Consider the following 26,993-nt stretch of genomic DNA (forward strand, 5'->3'; position numbering starts at 1 on the left):
GGAGACGCCGATACCCGAAGTTTAATTTGTTTTGAATTTCATTATATCTGTAAATGGTTGTTGATGCTAGTTATATTGCGTTTTTTGTTTAAAATAGTTTAAAATAGTTTAAGTAAGTGTATTAAAACGGACACAAAAACGGACACATTTTGTATCTTTGTTTTGAATAAATAAATTTCTTTAAAAATGGCAACCTTACAATTTTTATATAGAAGCAAAAAAGATAAAGGAAACTTAACGATACGATTTAGACACTCTTCTAATATACATTATAGATATGCAACTAAAATAGTTTCAGAAAAGAAATATTGGTTTACTACAAAAGGAAAGCATAAGAATTTAAATAACATTACAATTGGTGGTGATAGCTTTGTTAAAAATCATAAAAAAGATTTAGAAGATATACGTGAAAAATTTTTATTGAAATTTACAAAAGAGTTTAATAATGGTGTAATAATTTCAAAAGAATGGTTTATAGAAACACTCTCTGAAATTATAACAATTACAATAGATAAATCGGAAATAGAAAAAAGGCAGAAATCTAAAGAAATAAAGGAGATTAATTTATTAAATAAAGAGCAAAACGATTATAAAACTAATTTAGTTACAACGGCAATACAAAGAGTAATTGATATCGAGTATTTTGATAAAAAAGATTCTTTAAGGCTGTATAGTCAACTAATGAGTAAGATTGTGGGGTATCAAAAAATAAAGAAGGTAAAGCTGAAAATAAAAGACATAAACCAAGATTTTATATATGGATTTTATGCTTTTCTAGTTTCTTATTTAGAACATAGTCATGCAACATCAAATAAGCACTGTAAAAGTCTTATTCATGCAATACGATATCAAAAGGATACATTTCCAGATATTGTTGAGGTTTCGCACAATATTCACAATATAAAATATAAGAAGCAAACAAAATCAGAAATAAGGACACAAAAAGATGAGATTGTAATTACTTTGTCTTTTAATGAATTAGATTTAATACATAATACCGATGTACCTGAAAGACTTCTAGATGTTAAGAAAACTATTTTGTTTATAAGTGAAGTAGGGTTAAGAGTGTCAGATTTTAATAAATTAACAGACGAAAATGTTAAAGTTAATAACCAAGGAGCTAAATATTGGGGTTTTTGGAATAGAAAAACAGGTTATGATGTTGTGCTACCAATTAATAAAAGAATATTAAAATATATTGATTGTTATGGTAAACCTAAAATATCATTTAAAGAAAATGATAATGTAACATTAAACAAGGAAATTAAGGAGATTTGTAAAATAGCAGGAATTGATGAGGTTATTCAAAGTAGAAAATCACTAAGTGTTATTGTGAATGACAAGAAAACAAGGCGTACAATATCAAACACCTATAAAAAATATGAGGTAATTACAAATCATAGTTTTAGACGTTCATTTGCAACAAATTATATTAATATAATAGGAGCTTACAATGTTAGGGCAGTAACGGGTCATAAAAGCGATGAAATGTTGTATAAATACATTAATGAAAGCTCTGTAAATGATGATCAAATAACTCAAATGCTGAGGGGCATGAATGAGAATGCTGTAAGATTAGAAGAGGCACAAATAAAACCTCAATTTAATATTTATAAAGACACTATCCTAAAATCTGTGTAAGTTTAAAAACTCAGGATTAAATTATTTATAGTTTAATCCTGTTTTCAAATATAGCTAAAAATTGGTTTAATATAATTCCCCAATTTCTAATTGGCATTGTCCATTTTTTTGTGCTTTCTCTTAGTGCTAAATAAACAGATTTCATAACAGCTTCGTCTGTTGGAAAAGAGAGTTTATTTTTGGTGTATTTTCTAATTTTTCCATTAAGGTTTTCTATTAAGTTTGTGGTATAAATAATGGTCCTTATTTCAACAGGAAAATCAAAGAAAATAGTAAGTTCGTCCCAGTTGTTTTCCCAACTTCTAATGGCATAAGAATATTTAGATTCCCATTTAGCTTTAAAGTCTTTTAAGGCAGCTTTTGCAGCTTCTTTTGTAGGAGCTGTATAGATTTGTTTCATATCTCTAGTAAACTCTTTTTTGTCTTTCCATACCACATAACGACAGGAGTTTCTAATTTGATGAACAACACATATTTGAGTTACAGAGTTTGGGAAAATGGTTTTTATGGTGTCTGTAAATCCGTTTAAATTATCTGTTGCGGTTATTAATATATCTTGTGTTCCTCTGGCTTTTATGTCTGTTAGAACTGTCATCCAAAAGGCTGAGGATTCATTTTTACCTAACCACAAGCCAAGCACTTCCTTTTTACCATCAACTCTAAGTCCAACAGCTATGTAGATGGTTTTATTAATGACTTTAGAGTTTTCTCTTACTTTAAAAACAATGCCATCCATCCACACGATTAAATAGGTGGCTTCTAAAGGTCTATTTTTCCAAGCAATAATATCGTTTGTAATGGTGTCTGTTATTCTTGAAATGGTGGAGGTTGAAACGTTAAAATCGTAGAGTTCGCGTATTTGTTCTTCTATATCACTATTGCTCATTCCTTTTGCATACAGCGATATAATAACGTTTTCAATGCCTTCTGTTGTGCTTTGTCGCTTCTTTATAATCATTGGGTTAAAAGAACTCTCGCGATCTCTAGGTACTTGGATTTCTGTCTCTCCTAAAGTTGTTTTTAGCTTCTTTTTTGTATAACCATTACGAAGGTTAGTAGTTTTACTTTTTTGATGCTTATCGTAGTCTAAATGTGCATCGAGCTCACCTTCTAAAATCTTTTCGATGCCTCGCTTATGGAGTTGTTCTAAAAAGCTAGTGAGTTCTGTTCCGTTTTTAAATTGCTTTAAAAAGTCTTCGTTTAAAATGTCTTCTGGTTTCATAAATGTGTAAAGTTTAAAGTTAATAAAATAAAAAACTCAGGATTGAATTCAATCCTGAGTTTTTTGAAACTTACACACTTTATGGGTTATTGCCATATTATGATAAAGATTATGTATACAAACCCTCATTTTGGTTTTACCTTTCCAAATCCTCAGGTCTAAGAAGAGCAGAACCTCTAGTTGTATCTTGGTGTTCAGGTAATCATACTACACTATCTATAGACCAAGGCTTTCTGAGTGCCTTTTCGCTATCTCCTCGTTTATCAGATAATGAAATTTTTTGGGATGATTTAAAAAAACCAGTATACAATGTTGTAAAAAACAAACTTTTATCTGAATACAATTCTTCTTTCTTCTTTTTCTACTTCTACGATTTTTAAATACTCAGAGAACACCTTAGGATCATATTTAAAATTCATCGCTTTATCAGCTATGAAGGGAAGTAGTGTTAAACGCTGAGGATCTTTAGTAGCAGTATCAATATTATCAGCAATTTTAGGAAAGTTTTTTGCTAACTCTTTTCCAAGCCCCCTCGTACCAAATCTTATGTTTAACCATTACTTCTTCTCTTTCTTCACTTGCAAAATCATTTATAAAATCGTCATTAGAAGTATCTACTTGACAAAATAATTTAAATCCATTTCCACTTGGTGATACAAAAGCCATATAGGGTTTTACATTTTTGGTGCCTTTCCAAACTTTGTTCATCCAATCGATGGTTGTCTTTTCATCTTCAATTTTATCAAAGTCAAAAACAAACCTTCCAGTATGTTTGAACTCCATTATCTTTTCGTCTCTAGTGTCGGTGTCTAAGGAAATCATAATGGCAGGTAAAAATAATTTGACCAATTTAACATCTCCACCTGCGGTGTCTAATAATCTCTTTATAGAGCTTGTTGGGTTTGTCATTTCTTCTATAAGTTCTGACTCAGTTATCTGATCAGCAATTAGATCATCATTCTTTCCAAAGGACCTCACGCTAGATTACCATTTAAGATGAAACCCAAGGTAGTCTCTAAGGAAATACTTAAGTGAATAACCCAACTTATTGATTAATCTTTTAAAATCTTGATGATGATTGGTAATAAAGTCAGAACAATAATTGAGAACAGTTTTGCTTTTGTCTCTTTTACGATAACCTTTGGTTAATAATTCTAGTAAATCTTGTTCTTCTTTGGGTAAATTTTTATACTGAACTCCTGCTGTTAGGAATCTGTATACCTACTCATTTGTTGTGTGTGTTGCAAAATAATAGTAATTCTTACTCATTAATTCTATTTAATGCATTAATAAACTTCTTATGTGTACCAGTTGCGCATTCGTATATGTAGTTATATAATAGGATGCGCTAATTGTCAAGTGGTACATTCAAATATCTAGTTTAAGGTCTTGGCTTTTTTACTCGCTGTTTGAGCTTTAGATATAAAATCACAAATAAAAAACCATTTTTTTTAGAAAAAAGCAAAATAATTAAACTATATTTCATTATCATTTAAAATAAAAAAATCTTTTTCAATTGAATATCATCATATATTTATGACTTCTAAAGGTTTCTTAAATTTATTTAAAAAGAGTCTTGATCTTTTTCAGTCAAAACATGCTGTAATCGACAGATCGGGTTCATTAACCTACTTAGAGGTAGAAAATTTGTCAAACATAATTTGCCACAACCTATCAACAAATAAAAATACAGCAAATGGTACTATTGTTTTATTTCTGCCAAGGACTTCAGCTACTATCGTTTCAATACTTGGAATATGGAAGGCTGACTGTATTTACTTACCGATTGATCCAACTTTTCCGCAAGAAAGAATAAATTACATCATTCAAGATTCAAAAGCATCAGCTATCATCTCAACACCTGAATTTTCTGAAAAACTAGAACATTTAGCTATCGATATACTTCATTTTGATGACCTTGTCGAGGAAAGAAATCAAAACATTTCACCTTTATTTCAAGAGGAGAAGAGTGCCTATAAAATATACACTTCAGGATCTACTGGGCTACCAAAAGGAGTAAATATTAGTCATGCTTCTTTTTCTAATCTTCTGCAGGCCATGCAAGAGATTCTAGATCTTCAGGAATCAGATCAATTTTATGCCCTAACCACAATCTCCTTTGATATTTCTCTACTTGAATTGTTTCTACCTCTTACTTTAGGTGCTACCGTAGTAATAGCGGGGAATTTATCTAGAGATAATCCTCAAATGATGATTGAGGATCTACATACGTTTAATATATCGGCAATGCAGGCGACACCTGCACAATGGCAACTATTATTGGATGTAGGTTGGTCTGGAAACTCTAAATTGAAAGCAATATCCGGAGGGGAAAACCTTACTACTAAACTTGCTAATAGGCTCTTTACTAAAGTAGGGAAACTATGGAATATGTATGGCCCAACAGAAACAACAATCTGGTCCACTTATTACATCGTTGATGATGCAATACTTGATTCTAAAAACTCTAAACGCTCAATTCCTATTGGATATCCAATACGCAAAACCTCTTTGTATGTTTTGGACGATGCGGGGAATAACGTAAGTGCGGATCAACTAGGAGAGTTATTTATTGGTGGAGATGGTGTTGCTATTGGTTACATAAATGATCTTGAGAAAACCGCAGAGAGATTTGTAACAATTACAAGAAGTGGAACAGAACAACGCGTATATAAAACAGGTGATATTGTAAAAATACTGCCCAATGGTGCCCTTGAGTTCATTCAACGAAATGACCTTCAGGTTAAGTTAAACGGTCACCGTATTGAATTAAAAGAAATAGAATCAGTAATTCGATCCTCTAACATCGTTAAAGAGGTTGTTGTTAAACCCATCACACCTTTGGAAGAAACGACCTATTTAACCGCTTTCTATACAATTAATCAAGAATCAAAGAGTGCAAAAACACTGGGTATTAATCAGATTCGATCACTGTATGACAATATATACTCCTATAATAAGGCTGATGAACCAGTTATAGGATGGATCAACAGCTATACAAATCAACCATTTACTGCTGAAGAAATGGAGTCGTTCTACCAAAACACATATCATCGAGTTTCCAATTATATTAGCGGCGACATTCTTGAAATTGGTTTTGGTGAAGGTCATCTTATGAAAAAAATGATTCCATCATGTAATAATTATACAGGGATTGAGCTTTCTAAAAATACATCTGAACATATAAACAAAAACCTTTTTAAGAATTATAAAAACAAAGTGCAATTACTATATGGTGAACCGGTAGAAGTTATTCAAAACCTGGATCAATTTGACTTTATCCTCATTAATTCAGTTGCTCAATACTTTCCTTCCATAAGCTACTTAAAGGAGTTATTGATTTCACTATGTAATAAAATTGGTGAGGGATTCATATTCATTGGAGATGTTAGAAATCCGAGGCTTCAAAAATCATTTTACAGATCCCTTTTATCACAAAGAAATAACGGTACTTCTTCCAGTGATGATGAGGAAATAATTGAACAGATGTTTCAATCGGAAACCGAACTTTTTATTGACTATTTGGAATTCCAAAACCTATTGAACATAGAAAAGGTTGCAGACATTCGGTTCTTAACCAAGGATAGTCCATTTGATACTGAAATGGATCTCTTTAGGTATGATGTTTTGATCCATATCTCTTCCAATTCTAAAAAACCATCGCCAGAGCATAGCATTGACTACATTGACAGTTATCCTGATCAATTAACTAATAAATTAAACGCTGGAAAACACTCAATTGTAAAGCTTTCAAATGTTCCCGATATTCGATTGATCCCTTTTTCAGAAAAGCAACCAGGCTCTTCAATAATCACGTATGGAATTCCAAATTGGAAAGCTATCGCAGATCAATACAATTATAGGTTAGAAATTCAGCCATCAAGTACTTCGAACAATAATCTTGACCTTTATTTTTATACACCCTGTATTGAGGCTATAAACCTACCAAGTTCTACTCCTCCGCGAGAGAATTTTACCCCACAAACCGATTCGACTAAAAACATTAAGAATGCAGAGATTTTTGAAGAAATTCTTCGTGAAACTCTTCGAGAAAAATTACCTGCATATATGATTCCAGAGCGGTATGTTATGTTAGATGAATTTCCTCTGACACACAACTGGAAGATTGATCGAGACCGTTTAACAGTTTCGGATAAAAAGGTAGAGCGTAAAAATGCTAGTGTAGCTCCAAAAAATGAACGCGAGAAGTTATTGGTCGAAATTTGGAAGGAGGTTCTGGGTATGGATGACCTTGGAATTACAGACAATTTCTTTTCACTTGGTGGAAGCAGTATTAAGGCATTACTAATCATTGCTAAGGTATATAAACAACATGGATTGACTTTACACGTTCAGGATTTCTTCCAATTCCCGATCATTGAAAAAATGGTGCAAGCACTTACTCAAGATGCAAAAGAAATTGTACTGGTTGATGAAAGCAGTTATTACCCTGTTTCACCAATGGAAGAGAGCATTTGGCTTCTATGCAATGACGCGGATGCAAGTCGCGCTTACAATATCGTTTATATATCCGATTTTTTATCGGAGCCTGACTTTCAATTGGTTGAAAAAACGATTCTGTGTCTTATAAATAAACATGAATCTCTACGAACAGCTTATTCATTTTCGGATGAACTCAATGGTGTTCAACAGTATATTTCCCCCACAGACAATACTCAATTCAGCCTAAATGTTGACGATAAGTTGCATTCCAATGCTAAGCTTACTCAATTCATCATTGATGAAAAAAACTACTTATTCGATTTAAGTAATCCTTCACTTTTCAGGTGCTTCGTCAAAAAGAAGGAAAACGGAAAATGGGTGTTAATTTGGAATATTCATCACATAATTACTGATGGTTGGTCAATGAATATGCTTTTTGATGAGTTTGAAGAGATTTACAAACAGTTAGCTGAACTACGTTACATTCCTGATCATTCTAAAATTCAGAACAAAGACCATTCGATTTGGTACAGGAAGCTGCAAGAGTCTGATTCTACAAAGAAGATGCTAAACTATTGGCGTGATCAACTAAGTGATTACGTTCCTTTTGAACTTACTTCTGATCGTCCACGAGCAAAACTTAAGACCTATAATGGGGATCAACTTACTGTTCCTTTCACAGCTGATTTAGCCAAAATTCAGACTGATCTTGCCAGAAAAGAAAAAACGAGTGAATATACAATTGCGCTTTCTGCTTTTTTCATACTACTCAAACGATACACACAACAATCAGATTTACTGGTTGGGACACCAATAACAACGCGTACTCATAGCCAATTGCAATCCATCGCAGGAATGCTGCTCAATACTGTGCCGATTCGTTCAAAGCTATCTGAAGAAAAAACATTCAATGAGGTACTACTCTCAACTGAAAGGTCCGTTCAAAATGCTAGAGAAAATGGAGTTCTTGCCTTTAACAAAGTAGTTTCTGAGCTTGTAGATTCACCAGATTTAGCAAGAAATCCTTTGTTTGATATAATGTTCGTCTGGGAAGAATATTTTTCGGAGGAAAAAACCGAACGAAATGTAATTGCCAAACAGAAACTCACTACAAGTCATTCAAGTTTTGTGAAATTTGACCTTACGATTCTTATTCAAAAGGAAGAAGGTATTCCTAAGCTAACTCTTGAGTATAACACCGATTTGTTTGACAAATGGAGAATACAACAAATAGCCCAACACTTTTTCGCGATACTCCAAGCTTCAATTAAACAGGCTGATGCTCCGATTAAAAACATAAATGTACCTGTTCGACCATTACCTGTTCCCGCACAAGAAACACAACATCCATTGTCAACGTTGATGCATAGATTTGAACAACAAGTAGTTTCAAATCCAAATAATACGGCTGTAATTTTTTGTAACAACGCACTGACCTACGAAACACTTAATCGTAAAGCAAACCAACTAGCGAATCATTTAATTAGCTCATATCAAATTAAACCCGGAGATGTCATTGCTTGCTTTATGGATCGCTCTGACAATTATATAGTAACTCTTTTAGGGATTCTTAAAACAGGAGCATGCTATATTCCATTAGCGTCTGATCTTCCAACAGAAAGAATTCAACACATTCTTAACGAATCTGAGACTTCTGTTGTAATTACCTCTTCTGAAATGCACTTCCCTGTTTCAGACGTGGCTGTTCTTCTACTTGATGGTGAGTCTCTCAATTCGTCTGTTGAAAATCCTAAGATTCAACAAGTACCTGAGTCATTGGCTTATATAATTTATACTTCTGGTACAAGTGGGCAACCAAAGGGGGTTATGATTTCTCATTCTGCCATTGTCAGCTATTGCAATCACCTTACTGAACAACATCCAATAAGTAAAAAAGACTGCATGGGAATGATCACCTCCCCTACTTTTGACTTATCTTACACAGCTCTTTGGCCTGCACTATTGACGGGTGCTTCAGTATGCGTTTTACCCGAAATTAAATCTCTAAACCATGAAGAGATTTCGAATTTCTTTAGGTCAATGCCCATCAATATTCTGAAATTAACACCAACGATTCTTCAATCTTTTCTGGACTTAAACATCGAGTTTCATCCAAATCTCCGTAGGTTGTTTGTTGGAGGTGAAGTTCTCCCCATGAGATTGGTTGAACAATTTCAAAAGAGATTTAATTCGGTTGAAATAGTCAATCATTACGGACCAACAGAAACGACTGTTGGAGTTATCACTCATGCGTTAAAACCGGGTGAAATATGTCCGACTGCAACAGTACCTATAGGTAAACCTTTACCGGGTATCGAAGTCTTCGTCTTTGATGCTGAACTACATCATCGACCGATTGGATTTTCAGGTGAATTGTACATCGCTGGTCAACAACTTTCCAAGGGATATTTATGTCAGCCTGAAGTAACAGCCAAAAGCTTTATTAAGCATCCAAAGAGTGGGGCGGTACTTTATAAAACGGGAGACATTGTACAACAAATGCCTGATGGAACGATTCTATATATAGGAAGAAAAGATCATCAGGTAAAGGTCAATGGAATTCGGGTTGAGATTGAGGAAATCATACATCAAATTGGTAGTATTTCAGAAATTAAAAATGTAGCGATTTCCTTTGTTGATAATTCAATCAATGCATATATAGTTACAACCAGGGACGTTGAATTATCTGAGCTAAGGAATCAACTTGCACTGAAGCTACCTGAATACATGATTCCAACTCATTTTTATAGTGTAGATTCAATTCCTGTAACTCCAAATGGCAAAACAGATTTTGAAAAACTCAAAGAGAATCATAAACAAGCCGTAGAGTTTCAAAATATTGAGCGGGGTGCTTTACACGAGAAAATTTTACAATTATTCAAGGAAGTTCTGAACCGCGATGATATCCAATATTCAGATAGCTTTTTTAATTCAGGAGGACACAGTTTAAAAGCCATGCAATTGTGCTTTCTCATTCAATCTGAGTGTAATTTATTCCTTGAACTCAATTCAATTTTCAGGTACCCAACAGTTGACCAACTCACCGTATATCTAAACGAGAAAAAAACGCTGGGTGGCATACCAAAAATTAAGGACACAGAATTATATAAAACTTCTCCTCAACAACAGAGTATTTGGAGTTTATCTCAAACAACGGAGGGAAATCAAGCTTATAATGCGACTAAGGTGTATAAGCTAACAGGAGCTGTTGATGCTTTAAGTTTGGAGCAATGCTTTAAGCTTCTTCTGAAAAAGCATACATCTTTGCGTACTGCAATTATTGCAGAGCAGGGAGGGTTATTTCAGAGAATTCTTCCCGTTTCAACATCTGCATGGAAATACATTGACCAGCGATCTCAACCAGCAACGGACACTCAAATAAATTTCCTAATTCGAAAAACACTAAATTTCTCATTTAATCTTGAGGAAGGTTCTTTGTTTAAAGCCATTTTTGTGGAGTTTGATAAAGAAGTTTCATTTCTGCTTTTCTACATGCATCATATTTGTATTGATAAGTGGTCTTTCGACTTATTCTTTAACAATCTTCTTGAAGCCTATGTCACAGGAGGAGAAAAGCCATCTGAATCAGAACTTTCCTATGGAGATTATACTCATTGGTTAAGAACCGAAATTCATTCAGATGAGAATAGTTCCAAAAGTTACTGGAACCAACAATTATCCGGTTCATTGCCCTATTTGGAACTCCCTTTCTCAGGTAATCGTTCTGACCACAAATCATTTCTGGGAAAAACGAGTGTTTTGATTTTACCTGATGTAGATTCTAAAAAGGTTCAACAACTTGCAGTTCAGCACCAGGTAAGTCCATTTTCAATTTACTATTCACTGACATGTCTATTGCTGTACACTGAAACAAGAGTAACAGACATTATTACTGGAACTCATTTTCTTGGGCGCTCCAGAAGTGACTTAGAGAAAATCGTTGGCATGTTTGTAAACACTCTACCAATTCGCGTTCAAATAAATAAAGAGCTGTCAATTGTGGAACTAGCAAAACAAGTGTACCATAATATCGTTTCGGGACAAATACATGAAACCTATCCATTTGCTCAGATTGTGAGCGATCTAGGGCTTAAACCTGAGATAAATAAAAACCCATTGTTTGGAATTACGGTAGCTTACAATCAGATAACTGTTCCCCAAACGAGCGACTTGTTACCGTTTCAAATCGAACCTATTGAATCTGACACCTATGGTGGTTCAAGTAAATTCGATATATCCTTTACGTTTAATGAACATACGTTGAACAATGCTGTTCATTTTTCCATTGAATACAACGCATCACTTTATAATGATGAACAAATAGCCAATCTTTCGAAATTGTTTTTACAGCTCCTCGATGAAGCAACTTTTTATCCTGACTTAAAAATTTCAACACTGAAATCGCCATCACAGGATTAAAAACTGTTCTATTTTTGACCAGTTCGATTTCCAGGATTCAATCAATTGATCAATTACAATATTGTCAATTTTCGCTTCATCCCAATAGACAAACAACTGTATTTCTTCCCTCTGTTCTTTAAATACAAATCCAACACCATTAAGGGACGAACGTGCTTCAAAGGGGGGAAGTAAATCTGATAAATCATCCAATTCTCCGGATCTTGGAGTAATATCAGGTATAAAGTTGAAATAGACCGGAAAGTCGGACTCAAGTTGATGCCCTAACTGTTCTTTTTGCTGAAGGAACTCATACCAAGCGTCTTTCGATTTCATTAATGAATGAAATTGTTCAACACGCGCAATAACTGCAAATGGGTCACTATCATACTTGATCAGAAAAGGGAAATGATAGGCGAGCCATCCTACAGTTGCAGTATCATCCATACTTTCCATCTCTCCTCTTCCCGATAAAACAATCCGTGACAAGGCAGATTTCAACTCAAAAACTTCCATTACAGAAAGAGCTGAAGTAGTCAGTAGATAATTAAACGTTTCTTTGATAGCTATTCCCTTGAATGGGTTTGGGAATGAAATCATTTGAACTGCTTCTCCTTCAGTTTTTTTTACTTTAATTGATGAGGGAATAGCAACATCGTAATCTGATAGCAATGTGTTGCAATACTCTGTAGATCTTTCCGCATCCTCACTTGTTATTTGTTCTAACCAATCGCAATAATCGGGTGAAGGTGGCAATATATTCTCTTCACATCTCAACAGATATTCCAGATTATTACGCAGCACTCTAAAGGAAATTCCATCGATTATAAAATGATTGCACGCTAAATAAATAATTGTCTTTTCTCCATTGGGGTAAACTACAATACGCGAAAACACGCCTTCAAATGGATCAATCTCTTTCCTGTAAGTCTCTAGATTCTCAACAAACTCTTTGCTCGAAGTGTAATCACTTCCTGCGTTTATTAGTGTAAGTTGTGGCCGTTTATCAAATACTATTTCCTGTGATTCAAGATCCAATTCGAGTGCAGAAAACACGCGATAATGTTCTATCATTTTACTCAAGGCTATCGTCACAGCATCTATCTGATGACTTGCTTCCAGGAGTACTTCTAAATTGTTCGAAGAAATCTCCATTCTAGACTGTTCAATGAGCATTACTCTTTGGGAATAGTGCATCTTAACCTTACGGTAATCAAATACATGAAGATGGGCCTGATCCTTCTTCATTTTCTCCTTGATCAACATTCCCATCTGACCAATATTTTCATTGCTAATCAGGTCATTAACCGTAACGTTAACCGACCATTTCTCAAAGATTTTCAATTTCAGTAACACGACATTAATAGAGTTCCCTCCCAATGCGAAAAAGTTTGAACTTTCAGATGGAACAATCCCTTCGATTGATACTACCTCTTTCCAAATATTAAAAAGATCCATTTGAAATTCTCCAGAGAGTTTCTGGTCTTCTTTTTGTGATTGTGGAAGTTTAAACAAACGAGCGATTGACTTTCTATCTACTTTTCCGGTTGTTCCCAAAGGAACACTATCAACCCGCATAAACCTCAAGGGAATCATATATTTTGGCAACTTAACAGCGATTGTTTCAGTTAACTCTCTGATAAAAGCACCTTCGTCTTGTGGATCTTCGTAGGTTTTTAAACAAGTTACCAATTGATTTCCTTCCACAACGCAATAGGCTTCCTGAATTCCATTACACGCAGAAAGAACTTGCTCAATTTCAATTAACTCAATTCTGTAACCGTTAACTTTTACTTGCAAATCCCGACGCTCAACAAACTGAACACTTTGATCATCCTTTCTTCGAACAAGATCCCCTGTGCGAAATAGACGTAATTGTTTTCCGTTGAGGTTGATATCAACAATAGCTTTTTGCGTTAATTCATCTTGCCCAACATACCCTTTCATCAACCCAGGTGAACTTATGAAAACCTCGCCTGTTTCATCAATTTTAACAGGCACGAATTGATCATTAAGTACGTAATATTCCGTTCCATCAATGGGGTTCCCAATGAGTACAGGAATGTCTCTTTCTACTTTTGTTGCAGTTGCCCAAACAGTTGTTTCTGTTGGGCCGTAAAGATTCCATAATTCTACTTTGCCCAAATCCAGCAATTCATTTTTCATTGCTTCTGTCATTGCTTCACCTCCACAAAACAAACGGATACTGTGATCTATTTTCCACCCATTGTTGAGCATTTGCCGATAAAACGAAGGTGTTCCTTGAATTAAAGTAACCTTGCACTTATCAATTAGCTGTGTGAGATTATCAGGGTTACCAACTTCATGTTTGGCAGCGAGTACAATTGTACTTCCTAGTATTAATGGAATGAACAGTTCAACAACATGCGGATCAAATGCAAAAGACGTTTGTGCCAAGAACACATCCCTGGATGTAAACTTCATCTGCCCCCTAAAGGCATTCATGAAATAATTAAGACCATCTTTTCGAATTGCAATTCCTTTTGGTTTACCAGTAGTTCCTGACGTATAAATAGTATAAACTATTTCATCCGCTGCTTCAAATGGAGTATCCTTATTTCCACTGTGCAACTCTCCTTTTTGCATTAAATCACTTACAGAATGAGTCTGGACATTCATCAATTGGAATTCCTTATTCTCATCATTTGCGATTACCTGACGTATCCCCATATCTTCGAGAATAAACATCATTCGATCTTTGGGAGAATCAGGGGGAATGAACACATAAGCTCTATTCAATGACATTAGCGCAATGCTTGCAATGAGAAATTCAGGTGAACGTTCGAGGTGAATCCCAATGGTTTCATTTTTGTCGAATTGAAGAGTCGTAAGTCCTCTTCGCATCTCCGAAATTTCTTTTTCTAGATCACCATATGAAATTTCTTTTCCATCACAAATAACTGCTACTGAATTTTGAATGTTCAATGCATGATTCTGCAACACTTCATATATTTCTAGAGTTGGTTCATTCATAGATTGTTCACCTTGTAAATTGGAAAATAAGAATCAATTGTGCCCTTTTTATAATCCTGGTTTAAAGTCAATATCTCGTCCCATTCATAAACATGATTCGTATCAATAACAGGCATCCAATCATTAGAAATGGCGTACTCCATTGCTTCTATAGCATCGCTATATCTAGCATAATGGGTATGTATATGTTGATGCCTTTGAATACTTTCGATTGCTCTAAAATAGGACAGCTTCATACCTTCTTTCCAACCTGAAGTCGTTATCACGCCTTGTCTGGAAAGTGCTTTTAATGTTGCTCTATACACAGGCAATCCGATATTATCAATGAAGATTGCAACTTGACGGTTATTTGTTGCCGCATTAATGTTATTGAGAAAGATTTTCTCGCTCTTAATATAGCATTCCCGATAATTTGAATCCCTTTCATATTTATCAGGATTAAAGTTCAAATCTGCAAATTCATTTCGATCTAGCGAATTGATTCCCAAATCAGCCAAATTTGTAAATCGCTTTTCTTTAGAGGTAATCATTAAAGTCTTAAAACCTTTTTCTTTGGCAAGTAATAACTCTGCGAATCCTACTCCACCTCCCCAAGAGGCTACCGTCATTTCAGATAAAGACACATCTGTCATTTGTGACCTCCAGCACTTGTAACTGATTTTCCAATTTGACCAGGCCGTTATATATCTCAGTGAAAAGGCAGCCCATTGTTTCAATGAAAAATTACTTCGTGAAGGTATTCTAATTAAAGTATTCGAAGGAAGTACAGTTCTTTTTGCGAGTATACCCATTGTTCCCTTAGCATCATATCCAAGAATTTTTTTCGGAAACCCATATTCGTCTGCTACTGCATTACAGAACACCAATGCATAATCTCCTTGTTTAAGATGGGATTGTGGGCTACCTGTTTTGAGGATTCTCACAACCCCAGCATTCCCAAGAACAATTTCCTTTTCTTTTCTCTGTAAACATATATCTACTGGGTCTCTCATAATTGCATGATGCATATTACCTTCCCAACATCCATAAATTGGTTCAACTAATATCGTCTTTATTGATAAGGTGGGAAGTTCTATTTTCTTTAAAATTAATTCACCTGGTACTCTATGTATTTTACCTTGTTCTAAAACCCATGCATCTGTTAATTCTCTACTCATACCTAATTGTTTAAAGATTAATTACAAATATTTTGCATAAATAATTGATCTTGATTAATCTATTTTTTTTAAATTTTATAAAAAGCTGTTCGATACTATCTCGAAATTCTTTTTTATGAACTTGGATAAAATATGAATTAGATTCAAGCCTTCCTACAAATCCATCGATGTCTAATATCTGACTATTAGCTATTTCTTTATACTCCACTGATTTAGACATAAATTTCCTTTTTAGTATATCTGCATCATACAAAACTTCCTTATTTATACTATATAAAGGAAAAAGTCGTAAAAGTATTTCTTCAAATTCCTGATTAAATGCATCCTCAGTTTTCTCTCTGTCATTCCAACAAATAAGAATTTTCCCACTGGGTTTAAGTATTCTTTTTGCTTCAATAATAGATTTTGGATTATCACACCAATGAAAAGATTGCCCAAATGAAACCATATCCATTGAATCATTTGGTAGTCCTGTTGATTCCGAATTACTATTTATAGCATGAAAAGTATTGAATTTTTCATATTTATGAATCATCAATTTAACCATTTTTTCATTGGGTTCAATGGCGAATACGATGAATCCCTGATCTAAAAATCGTTCCGATAAACGTCCTGTTCCTGCTCCTATATCAGCTATTTTTTTTACTGTAGAATCTCTTTCATTATTTATTAAAGAAACAATTCCTGTGGGATATTCTGGTCTGAATTTATCGTACAGAATTTCCTTTTTATCATATAATTTTGTTGTATCCATTTTCTAACCTTTAATGCGAATTCTTCTCGTTGTTTTGGGGTATTGGGAATCTAGATCGAGAGCTTTATGCATTAGTGAATAATTATCCCATATAAGTAAGTCATTCTTTTCCCACTTGTGATAATACAAATACTTTTTTTCTGTTGCGAAGTCATACAAATACTTGAGTAATTCGTCACTCTCCTCTTTAGGAATACCATCAAGCCCCTTTAGCCAATTTTCATTTAAGTACAAGGCTTTAATTCCAGATATTGGATGAATTTTAACTAATGGATGTTTTAAGTTATGTAAGCTATTGACGATTTCCGTTTCTGGCTCAAGTCCCATTTCTATTAAGTCATCTACATAAATTTGCCTACATGGATAATTCCCTTCCAAATGTTCAATTCTTAATTTCATATCTTCAGGGATGTCGGAATAGGCTTGAGATAGATTACAAAATACGGTTTCTCCTCCCACCAATGGTGCTTCCTCACAAGACAATAAGGTAATTCTTGAAGGCTCTTTTGTTTGAGGTCCATCAGAATGCCAGTACATGCCTCCTCCATTCATTCCTTTCCCCTCTACATTTGATTGCAACCTGATTGTCTCAAAGCCCAGAGCTTGATATTTGTAAGGATAAGCAACTTCTGGTACTCCAAAATAATTAGAAAACGAATCGAAACCTGCAAAATCCAAGTTGGCATTTCTTAAAACCAAAAGTTTGTTCTTAAGTAGTAATTTCCTAAGTTTATCTTTCGTGTATTTATGAAATTCTAATATTTCAAGCACAAAATCATCTGAATTATTTATAATCATATTTAAATATTTATTTCTTCTAAAATTGAATGGTACAATTTCTTAATATATTCAACTTTAAAACGTTTTTCGTGATACCAAAAATTAAATGATAAACCTCCTTCAAGTTCATTAACCACGAGGTGTATCCCTGGAATTCGTTTTATAGATGAAGGAGGACATTCAACAAATTCTTCTTCTAGAGTAGGGCCTAAAATCTCAATTATTTTGACATTTTTAGATTTTTTCTCCTTTTTATAATTCGTAAAATTGATACCTATATCCGTAAAATATGTATCCATCGGAAACCCAGAAAAAAGACCTACGTGTTTAGTCATATCAGATACAGGATAGTGTGACCTCATATTATATTGGATGACTAAATGATTTAGACGTAAAGCAGTATTTAAAATGGGTTCATCCCTCAAATCAATTTTCAAAGGGAAAGGTGCCGTAAATGGACCTATGGTATTGGCATATTTTTCTTCAGCTCTTCCACTTGAGATTACCGCAATTAAAACTTCTCTAAGCGATTTTATTTTGCCTATGGCTCGTGCATATGCTGAAAAGATAATTGAAAAAAGGGAGACTCCCTCTTTTATAGAAACTAGGCTTAATTGATTATATTTTTCTATCGATAAACTTTGGCTCCAACGAACTGATTTTTGTGGTTGAGTTATTTTTAACGAATGCTTTTCAGAAAGCAATGTTGATTCAGTAGTTGTACTAAAAACACCTTGAAAAAAGGAACGGTCATTTTTTATATCATTCTGACAATATTTTTGCTGCCAGTCTATATAATCTTCATATTGTTTGTAATTAGGTAATATGTGTTTTCCAATACCTAGTTCATTTTCATAGGTCTTTTTTAACTCTTCTGAAAAAGTTGTCAGAGAGACTCCGTCAAAATCAATATGTTGTAGACACAGAAAAAGAACGAACCTATTTTCTTTCAGTTTAAAAATTTTTATTTCCCAAGGAATGCTGATTTTTCCAGAACGTGTTACTTTATACCTCTCTTCACAAAATCTTTTAAGTACTATTTGTTTTTCTTCTAGATTCAACTTGCTAATATTTGTAAAAAGTGCATTATCATCAAAAATAGGCATCTCATTTACATTCAATATCTTAACACAATCTTCACCGTAATAATACCTTAGGGAATTATGACGACTTATAATTTTTCTTAAAGCTATTCGTAATTTATTTTCATCAAGTTTATAATTAAATATAATTGGAACTACTCGATATCCATATCCTTTTTGAATAAGCTGAACCCATCTTTCTTGTTGGAAAGAAAGTTTCTCTAGTTGACCGTTTATGACTTTTTCATTTTTGTTTTCTTTTTCTATTTCCTGACTCGTTTGAAGTTTTTCAGTTAACAAGTTAGTAATGCCTTTAATTGTTGGATTATCAAAAATAAATGTAACACTTATCTCTACTTCAAAAATACGTTTTAATTTATTTCGAACTTGAATGCTCGTAAGCGAATCTACACCATATTCAAAAACACTTTTATTTTCATCAAGTTCAAAAGATTCGTTATGCAAATATCCAATAACAGAATTAAAAACTTCTTTCACTTTTAAAATTACAAACTGATTTTGTTCATTTATTGATAAATCGACAAATTGTTGCTTTATTGATTTTTTCTTTTCATTTTCCGTAACTATTTTCGGAATAAATGTTTCATATCGATTCTTCTGTCGGTTAGGAATAGTTTCTAAATAATTGGACCAATTCATAGGAATTACAATTAATTGATTCCAATCCATATTTATCACATTTCCAATAACTCTTTTACCTTCATTGTTTCCAATTAAATTAAATCCTAATGATTTTAGATGTTGTTGAATTTCTAATTTCCCTTTCAATTCACCAGCTTCAGACCAAGCCCCCCAGTTTATATTATGAGAAGGTAGATGCTGGCTTTTTCTATAACTGCTAAGTGCATCCATAAATGCATTCGCGCCCCCATGATTACTTTGCCCATGATTACCAATAATTGAAACGATTGACGAAAAAGTTACAAAGTATTTTAATTCCTTAAAGTATTTAATCGAATTATTATGCAAAACTATCGTTCCAAGAACCTTAGGAATAAAACAAGTTTCTATTGTCTTAATACTCTGGTTTAGAATTGTTGCATCTTCTATTGCTCCTGCTGTTTGAAATATCCCTAAAACTGGTAATTCTTTGTTGGATATACTTTCGAAAAAACTAGATACTTCCTCTTCTTTAGAACAATCTATTTTATAATAGTTAATTTCTGTATTAGGATATTGATGTTTAAAGTTTTTCAAGTAAGTATTTCTATCTTGATTCAATGAACTTCTACCAAATAATATAATTTGCTGAACACCATGTTCTCCTAAAAATTCAGCAGTAATTTTCCCTAGTCCACCAAAGCCTCCTGAAATTATATATACCCCATTTTCATCCAATTTACTTTGTTTGCTTTTTGGGATTTTATTTTTTGACTTAAGATATGGTAAATAAACCCTATTTTCCCTGATAGCAATTTCTTGCCTATTTAACAATATGGCAAATACCTTTTCAAAAGTATCTTTATTAATGGTTTCCCCTTTACTAAAATCTAAAAAACCAAAATTAATTTCAGTAATCTCCAAACTCAAGGAACGCAATACCCCCTGAATACATCTTCCAATAAAATTACAGACAATATCATCATCCATTACTTTTTGTGCAGATGCTGTTATTTGGTAAAAATTAATATTATCGTATTTAATCTGAATGAGTTTTTGGAAAAAAGTAATGATTTGATGAATTTGATGTTTTAGTTTTTCATAAAAAGAAGAATTAAAGGACAAATCAGTTTCTAATTCAGAAACATATACAAACATCAAATTTTCTTTTCCTCCAATTATCTTATCTAAGAAAACAATTTCATTGTTGATATCAGAAATATTAAAACATGTATAATTTGCAAATGCATTTTCCAAAAATTGTCGAGAATGATTTGTTAGTGGTTTATCAATTAAGACTATAACCTGATATGACAAAGAATCAATTCCATGGAATTCAGTTATATTACTATCATTTCGTTCCCAAATTATTTGACAATATGCATCTTTCATATTATCAGATTCCGTTGAATTAACTAAAACGAAATTTCCCTTTTCTGGAGGAGCAATCCAATATTTCTGTTTAGCAAATTTGTATGGAATAGGGGATTTTTTCTTTTCATCAAAAGAATTAGAATTCATTGATTTCCAATTTATGTTTACACCACTCTCATATAAAGCTGAAATACTATTATAAAATTCCTTTTCTTGAAGTAATATATTACGTTTTGATGAACGAGAAAATGTAGGGATTAGTTTAAGTCCTGAATCGGGAAAACTCGCTTCAATTAACCCAAGTAGTACAGGACTAGGACCTATCTCCAAAAATGTCGTAACCCCCTTATTTAAAAGATGTTCGATTCCATTATAAAACAATACAGTTTCACGAGTATGCCTACTCCAATATTCAGGTCTTATAAAATCTTCTTTCTGTCCTGATACACCTGAAAGATTAGATACAATTGGGATTTTTGGAATATTATAATCAATCTGTCTCAGAACTTCCATAAAGGGTATCTTCATAGCATCCATTAATGGGGAATGTCCTGCTCTATCAATAATTAACTCTTTCCATTTTATTCCTTCTTCGCTACACTTTTTTGATAATTCTTCAATCCCTACCTTATCTCCTGATGCAACAGTACTCACAATACCATTTATCGCAGCAATGGAAATAGATATTTCATATTGTTCTATCCATTTTTCAACTTTATCTGTTCCTGTAAGGATGGATATCATTCTTCCTTCTTCCGAAACAAATTCATCCATAAGTTTTCCTCGTTCCAAACTTAGCCATAGACCTTCTTCAAGCGAAAAAACTTCGGCAACACAAGCTGCTACATACTCTCCTGTACTATGGCCGATTAATACGTCTGGAATGATACCCAATGATAAGTAACATTGTGTTAATGCATATTCAAAAGAAAACACAGCAACCTGAGTGTATTTAATTTGGTGCATCAAGCTTTTGTCTTTTTCAGAAAAAAGCAAATCAAGTAATGATACTTTATCGATTTTTTGTAAATATTGATCACATTTTATGATTACCTCTCGAAACACTTCATTTGATTCAAAAAGATATTTCCCCATAGAAGAATATTGAACTCCTTGTCCTGTATAAACAAATGCTAATTTTCTTTTCTGAACAGGAGTTGTATTTATAAAATCATTTTCTTCTATGATTTTTTGTTCCAATAATATTTGCGTTTTGGAAGTCAATTCCTCTAATGATTTGGCAGAAATAAGTGTCCGGTTAGAATACAATGGTTTTAGCATAATCTGACTAAACGCCAAATCACTAATAGATTTACAATTCCCTTTTTGCAAATAGTCCATTAATCCTCTTAATTGATTTTCAAGCCCTTCAACACTTGGGGCACTTATAGGAATGCATTCTACTTTCTGATTTAAATTAATAGTTCGTTCCTTTGGATGATCATGTTCTTCCAAAATAGCATGAGCATTTGTACCACCTATTCCAAAAGAACTAACTGCTGCTCTTCTTGAAGAGTTTGTTTCCCATATTTTAGATGTACCATTATTAATATAAAAAGGGGAATCTGAAAGATTCATTCTTTCATTCGCTTGTTCGAAATTAATTTGAGGAGGAATGGTTTCATAGTAAAGGCAAAGTGCTGTTTTAATAAACCCAACAACTCCAGATGCCCAAGAAAGATGTCCAATATTTGCTTTTACGCTGCCTAAAGCACAAAACGAAAGTTGATCTGTATACTTCCTATATACTTTTGATAAAGAACGGATTTCAAGTGGGTCACCAAGAATTGTACCTGTACCATGTGCCTCAACATAACCAATTGTATCAGGGTTAATTTTAGCTGCTCGAATAGACTTGAGGATAACATCCTGTTGCCCAAAAGAACTTGGTGTAATGAATCCTGCTTTCTCACCTCCATCATTATTTATAGCAGAACCCAATAAAACAGAATAAATGCGGTCACCATCTTTGATTGCTTTATCATAATCTTTCAAAACAACCATTCCAATACCACTTCCAAAGACTGTTCCTGTGGCATTCTTATCAAATGGACGACACTGACCATTTTTTGAAAAAACCATATCTGGCTGGTATAGGTATCCACATTTTTGAGGAACAGTAATATTTACTCCACCTGCAATAGCTGCTTCACATTCCCCTTTCAAAATACTTTCTGCTGCCATATGGATTGCTACTAATGAAGTAGAGCAAGCAGTTTGTACTGTAACAGCTGGTCCTTTTAAATTTAATTTAAATGCTATTCTAGTTGCCAGATAGTCTTTATCATTAGCAACCATCAATTGCAGTTCGTTTGATGATTCCAGAAAAGTACGATTTTGATGCATTCCAGTTGCTGGATGAACATTATTTAAAAGATAAGTACTGAAACCACAACCTGCAAAAACACCAACTCTGCTAATAGATTGCTTACCATAATATCCAGCATTTTCTAATGCTTGATAGGCACATTGCAATGCTAGTCTATGTTGGGGATCCATTATTGAAGCTTCCCTAGCACTAAATCCAAAAAAATCCGCATCAAAATATTCAATATCGTCAAGGATTCCTGCATAATGCATATAGTCTTCGTCTTCTCTAAGTTGAATATTCCCTGACTCTATATCTCCCTTTGGAATTGACTGAACAGATAATTTTCCTCCCTTAATATTTTTCCAAAAATTTTCTAAATCAGCTGCTCCAGGAAGATTACAAGCCATTCCTACAATGGCTATTCTCTTTATTTTTTCTTTATTTTCTAAAGGTGCATCTTTTTCTTCTTCATTATTTAACAAATCTCCTTGAAGTAAATTGGCAATCCCTCTTATAGTTGGATATTCAAATAATGAAATAATATCTAATGATTTTTCTAAATCTAATGTTTGGTTAATTTGTTCTATTACAGTAACTGCTAAAATAGAATTCCCTCCCAAATCGAAAAAAGGATCATTCACACCTATGTCTTCTATTACTAAGCATCTCTCCCATATTTCCTTCACCTGATTTTCCAAACTATTATTTGGAGATTTATATTGACTCATCAATGGTGGCCTAACCCTGTCTAATTTCAGTTTAGAACGATCAATTTTACCAGACACTGTCTTCGGTATCTCATCGAGTTTTGTTAATTTTGAAGGCAACATGTATTCAGGAAGTTGCTCTCTCAAATATTGTTTTATTGAACTGAAACAATCAACTTGATTTTTTTCTTTTAGAATATAAAAAGCACAAACCAATGGTATTAAACCATCTTTATATATCTGAACTACAGCCTGTGAAACTTGAGGGTGTCCAGCAATAACTACTTCAATTTCTGCAGGCTCGACTCGATACCCACTAATTTTGACCTGATAGTCAGACCGTCCACAAAAAAGGATATTACCATCTTCTTGAACTTTTACTAAATCCCCTGTTTTGTAACTTTTTATTGATGTATCAGTTGGTAGAGGAATAAATAACTCATTTGTTAATTCATCATTATTTATATACCCTTGAGCAAGGCAAACCCCGCTAATAAATAATTCCCCAATTTCTCCTTTAGCAGTCTCTTTACCATCTGAAATTATATGTAAGCCAACGTTATCAATTGCAATGCCTATAGGTGCAATTTCAGCCCAGTCATCTACATTAGGGGGAAGTGCATAAGCACTTACAACATGTGCTTCTGTCGGTCCATATTGATTAATTAATCTACAATCAGATTCTTCTTTGAAGAACGTTTTAATAGGTTTAGTAAGTAGTAATTGTTCTCCAGCAGAAATCACTTCTTTCAGAAAGATAGGGATAGGTTCTTTTTCATAAGCTACTGTAAGTTCTTGTATCATAACATAAGGCAAAAAAATTCTACCAATATTATTTTCATTCAAGAATTGAAGTAAGCTCTTTGGAACCCTACGTATCTGTTCACTAATCAAAACTAAAGTTTTCCCAAAACAAAGGGTTGATAAAATTTCCTGTAATGAAACATCAAACCCCAAAGGTGCAAATTGTGCTACTCTTTCAATTTCAGGATCTAAGTGTAAAAGCTGCCATTCTATCAAATTTTCAAAAGAGACCGTTCGGAATAAAACCCCTTTAGGCAAACCTGTAGAACCAGAGGTGTAAAGAATATATAAGAATTCTCCTTCCTCTGATTTCACTTCAACATCTTGATTTCTATCTATATCTATATTTTTAAAATTCAGCCAATTAACTTGGTCAATCTCTATTACAGGTTCTTTATCCGTTAAAATAAACTTCACCCCAGAATTAGCTATTATATACTCTATTCTTTTGGTAGGTAATTTATTGTCTAATGGTAAATAAATAGCCCCTTTCTTAATTATGGCAATAAGGCTTGCTATCTGCATAAATGATTTATCTGACTTCAAACCAACAATATCTCCTGGCTCTATCCCTGAATCATCAAGTATTTTAAACAAACAATTGACCATCCTTCCTAAATCCTTATAAGTATATTCAGAATTACTACTAAGAATAGCTTTCTTTAATGGTATTTCTTTGACATTCCTTTCAATGTATTTTAATAATATATTCCTCATAGTTTTTTTGATATATTCATTCTTTACCCATTCTGCTGTTATAAATTATTTTGAAGTGCTGAATAGACCATATTTTGAAATAAATCTAGATTAAATTCATAATAATCCGTTTTAACATCATAAGTTCGAATAGAACTTAAGAATACTCCTACTAACTCATTTTTAGGATCCCCCCAAATACCAACACCAAATGAACCTTCATGGTGAAATGCATTTATAGGTATTAAAGAACCATTTATGTATTTCCATCTTTCTTCACTTTGAACCGCCCAACCATAGCCTCTTGAAGCTTGGTGAATCCATAAACCATCTCTATTTTTTGCCTTTATATTAGGGATTTGATTTTGAGTCATAATATCTATGCTCGATCTACTCAATATTCTTTTGTCCCCATAACATCCACCATTTAAAAACATTTGACAAAACTTAGCCATATCTATTGAATTAGATATTAATCCTCCTGATGCATGGGGAATAGTCAATCTCTTAAAGTTATTAGGGTCTCTTCCTGTACCCTCATAAATTTTGGGATTTGCTGTAACTCTAGCATCTTCCGCTTCTTGTTTTAGACCAAACCATGAACTCTTCATCTCTAATGGCGTAAAAATAAACTCTTGCGAAAATTCATTTAAACTTTTTGAGCTTAGCCTTCTAACTATTTCTGAAACTAGTATATAATTAAACCCGCAATACATCATTATCCGACCAGGTTTGCACCTCGGCTTGAGTTGACTATAGCACAACTCTAACATTGAGTGAATATAAGGATGTTGATTCAGTTCACAATCAACTTGATCTCTAGGAATATCATAAGGCAGTTTTCCAATTAATTTAAACCAATCATTTGCATTATAACCAGAGGTATGAGTTAATAAATTCCCTACCATGACCCCAGATGAAAGATTATTTTTCAATTCAGGAATATAGTCGGTAACAGGTCTAGTCAAACTCAAAATTCCATCCTCAACTAATATCATTGCTAAGGTAGCAATGACAGGTTTTGAGCAAGATGATAAACTAAATACAGCATCTGGAGTTAATATTGAAGTTGGAATATCATATTTCAATCTACCAAAAGAATAATTAGAAACAATTACTCCTTTCCTTGCTATTAAATAAGTTAAAGCCGAAGTATTATTGTTTTCTACCCATTCTTCAGCTCTTTTTTTAATTAATTCAAGTCTCTCGTCGATGAATCCTACATCTTCGTTTTTTCCCAATACTAAAGTGGAATTGTTTATCATTTCATATTTTTTTTGTAAGAATTAACAATAAATGAATCCCATTCAGGCTTTGGATTATCATAATGAACCATTAGATGTACTCTTCTTTCTTCAGAGATATTTATAACACTGTGTTCAATACTAATATCGAACTTAAAAGCTTTTCCTTCCTCAAAAGGGATTATACCTTTATCCTTAAGAAGGAAATACGCTCCCTTTGGATTCGTTATCGCTATATTTACAGATTTAGGTAAGAAACTTTTCTGAGTATCTGTATGTGGAAGTATATAACCACCTGGTTCCAAAACCATTAGTCTTATTCTATGGAAAAATTCAACTTTAAAGGAATTCTTAATTGCATTCGTTGTGATAGGACAGAGATCTGATAATTCAGTCCATTTATATGGAGTCTCAGAATCACTTTTATAACCATAATGCCTTGGAGATCTAGTTTTATTAGTTGAAAGACCATGTAAACATAAACTCCACCAACCATTATGCATTTCTTCTCCTCTATGGGTTGAACTGTTTTCATAAAAGTCAAGAACATTTAAGATCTCAGTTCTTATTTTATTTATTGGTAATCTTAAATCTATTTCTAAATAAGGTATTAAACTATTAGTACTTATCCAATCTCTGGTAATAATATTTTGTTTAGGGAATTTTTGTTTTTGGATACAAAGCGAATGTTTCTTCCAAAATTTTGTAATTTCATCTGGAAAGGGTAAGTTACTAATTATGGAATAAATATTTTCCATTGTTATA

11 protein-coding genes are annotated in these 26,993 nt (G+C 33.3%); 2 read left to right on the forward strand and 9 right to left on the reverse strand.

Annotated elements, in window-relative coordinates:
• Nucleotides 1-186: 186 nt before the first annotated feature.
• Nucleotides 187-1,641 (forward strand): tyrosine-type recombinase/integrase, encoded by a 1,455-nt coding sequence (locus tag ACSHW5_RS07855; protein ID WP_435675567.1) that lies wholly within the window; start codon nt 187-189, stop codon nt 1,639-1,641.
• Nucleotides 1,642-1,666: 25 nt separating this feature from the next.
• Here the strand turns inward: ACSHW5_RS07855 and ACSHW5_RS07860 are convergent, their stop codons facing one another.
• Entirely contained in the window at nt 1,667-2,863 is a 1,197-nt protein-coding gene (locus ACSHW5_RS07860; RefSeq protein ID WP_435675568.1) for an IS256 family transposase, read from the reverse strand.
• A 495-nt stretch (nt 2,864-3,358) separates the two neighbouring features.
• The gene (locus tag ACSHW5_RS07865) at nt 3,359-3,841 is read right to left on the reverse strand and encodes a BT4734/BF3469 family protein (protein ID WP_435675569.1); all 483 of its coding nucleotides are present in this window, start codon (nt 3,839-3,841) and stop codon (nt 3,359-3,361) included.
• Nucleotides 3,842-4,399: 558 nt separating this feature from the next.
• Between ACSHW5_RS07865 and ACSHW5_RS07870 the strand changes: the two genes are divergently transcribed.
• Nucleotides 4,400-11,725 (forward strand): amino acid adenylation domain-containing protein, encoded by a 7,326-nt coding sequence (locus ACSHW5_RS07870; RefSeq protein WP_435675570.1) that lies wholly within the window; start codon nt 4,400-4,402, stop codon nt 11,723-11,725.
• On the opposite strand, the gene ACSHW5_RS07875 is transcribed toward ACSHW5_RS07870, so the two are convergent.
• Genes ACSHW5_RS07875 through ACSHW5_RS07905 form a run of 7 tightly spaced genes read right to left on the reverse strand, consistent with a single transcriptional unit; the run spans nt 11,714 to nt 26,986 of the window.
• A complete protein-coding gene (locus tag ACSHW5_RS07875; RefSeq protein WP_435675571.1) occupies nt 11,714-14,698 on the reverse strand; it encodes an amino acid adenylation domain-containing protein in 2,985 nt (994 codons plus the stop codon). The genes ACSHW5_RS07870 and ACSHW5_RS07875 overlap by 12 nt on opposite strands.
• Entirely contained in the window at nt 14,695-15,855 is a 1,161-nt protein-coding gene (locus ACSHW5_RS07880; RefSeq protein WP_435675572.1) for a hypothetical protein, read from the reverse strand. The genes ACSHW5_RS07875 and ACSHW5_RS07880 overlap by 4 nt, the downstream gene beginning before the upstream one ends.
• Before the next feature lie 10 nt (nt 15,856-15,865).
• Nucleotides 15,866-16,609: a class I SAM-dependent methyltransferase gene (locus ACSHW5_RS07885; protein WP_435675573.1), complete on the reverse strand. Its 744-nt coding sequence runs from the start codon at nt 16,607-16,609 to the stop codon at nt 15,866-15,868.
• A 3-nt stretch (nt 16,610-16,612) separates the two neighbouring features.
• Entirely contained in the window at nt 16,613-17,407 is a 795-nt protein-coding gene (locus ACSHW5_RS07890; protein WP_435675574.1) for a TauD/TfdA dioxygenase family protein, read from the reverse strand.
• Nucleotides 17,408-17,409: 2 nt separating this feature from the next.
• A complete protein-coding gene (locus tag ACSHW5_RS07895; protein ID WP_435675575.1) occupies nt 17,410-25,005 on the reverse strand; it encodes an amino acid adenylation domain-containing protein in 7,596 nt (2,531 codons plus the stop codon).
• 38 nt (nt 25,006-25,043) lie between these two features.
• The gene (locus ACSHW5_RS07900) at nt 25,044-26,249 is read right to left on the reverse strand and encodes a serine hydrolase domain-containing protein (RefSeq protein ID WP_435675576.1); all 1,206 of its coding nucleotides are present in this window, start codon (nt 26,247-26,249) and stop codon (nt 25,044-25,046) included.
• On the reverse strand, nt 26,246-26,986 hold the full coding sequence (locus tag ACSHW5_RS07905; RefSeq protein WP_435675577.1) for an aspartyl/asparaginyl beta-hydroxylase domain-containing protein: 741 nt from the start codon (nt 26,984-26,986) through the stop codon (nt 26,246-26,248). Before ACSHW5_RS07905 ends, ACSHW5_RS07900 begins: the two co-directional genes overlap by 4 nt.
• Nucleotides 26,987-26,993: the final 7 nt, after the last annotated feature.

The organism is Polaribacter sp., assembly GCF_051251875.1.
In the GTDB taxonomy this organism is placed as follows: domain Bacteria; phylum Bacteroidota; class Bacteroidia; order Flavobacteriales; family Flavobacteriaceae; genus Polaribacter.

Coding starts and splice junctions, on each gene's coding strand:
- ACSHW5_RS07855 (WP_435675567.1), top strand. CDS start 187: ATGGCAACCTTACAATTTTTATATAGAAGCAAAAAAGATAAAGGAAAC.
- ACSHW5_RS07860 (WP_435675568.1), bottom strand. CDS start 2,863: ATGAAACCAGAAGACATTTTAAACGAAGACTTTTTAAAGCAATTTAAA.
- ACSHW5_RS07870 (WP_435675570.1), top strand. CDS start 4,400: ATGACTTCTAAAGGTTTCTTAAATTTATTTAAAAAGAGTCTTGATCTT.
- ACSHW5_RS07875 (WP_435675571.1), bottom strand. CDS start 14,698: ATGAATGAACCAACTCTAGAAATATATGAAGTGTTGCAGAATCATGCA.
- ACSHW5_RS07880 (WP_435675572.1), bottom strand. CDS start 15,855: ATGAGTAGAGAATTAACAGATGCATGGGTTTTAGAACAAGGTAAAATA.
- ACSHW5_RS07885 (WP_435675573.1), bottom strand. CDS start 16,609: ATGGATACAACAAAATTATATGATAAAAAGGAAATTCTGTACGATAAA.
- ACSHW5_RS07890 (WP_435675574.1), bottom strand. CDS start 17,407: ATGATTATAAATAATTCAGATGATTTTGTGCTTGAAATATTAGAATTT.
- ACSHW5_RS07895 (WP_435675575.1), bottom strand. CDS start 25,005: ATGAGGAATATATTATTAAAATACATTGAAAGGAATGTCAAAGAAATA.
- ACSHW5_RS07900 (WP_435675576.1), bottom strand. CDS start 26,249: ATGATAAACAATTCCACTTTAGTATTGGGAAAAAACGAAGATGTAGGA.
- ACSHW5_RS07905 (WP_435675577.1), bottom strand. CDS start 26,986: ATGGAAAATATTTATTCCATAATTAGTAACTTACCCTTTCCAGATGAA.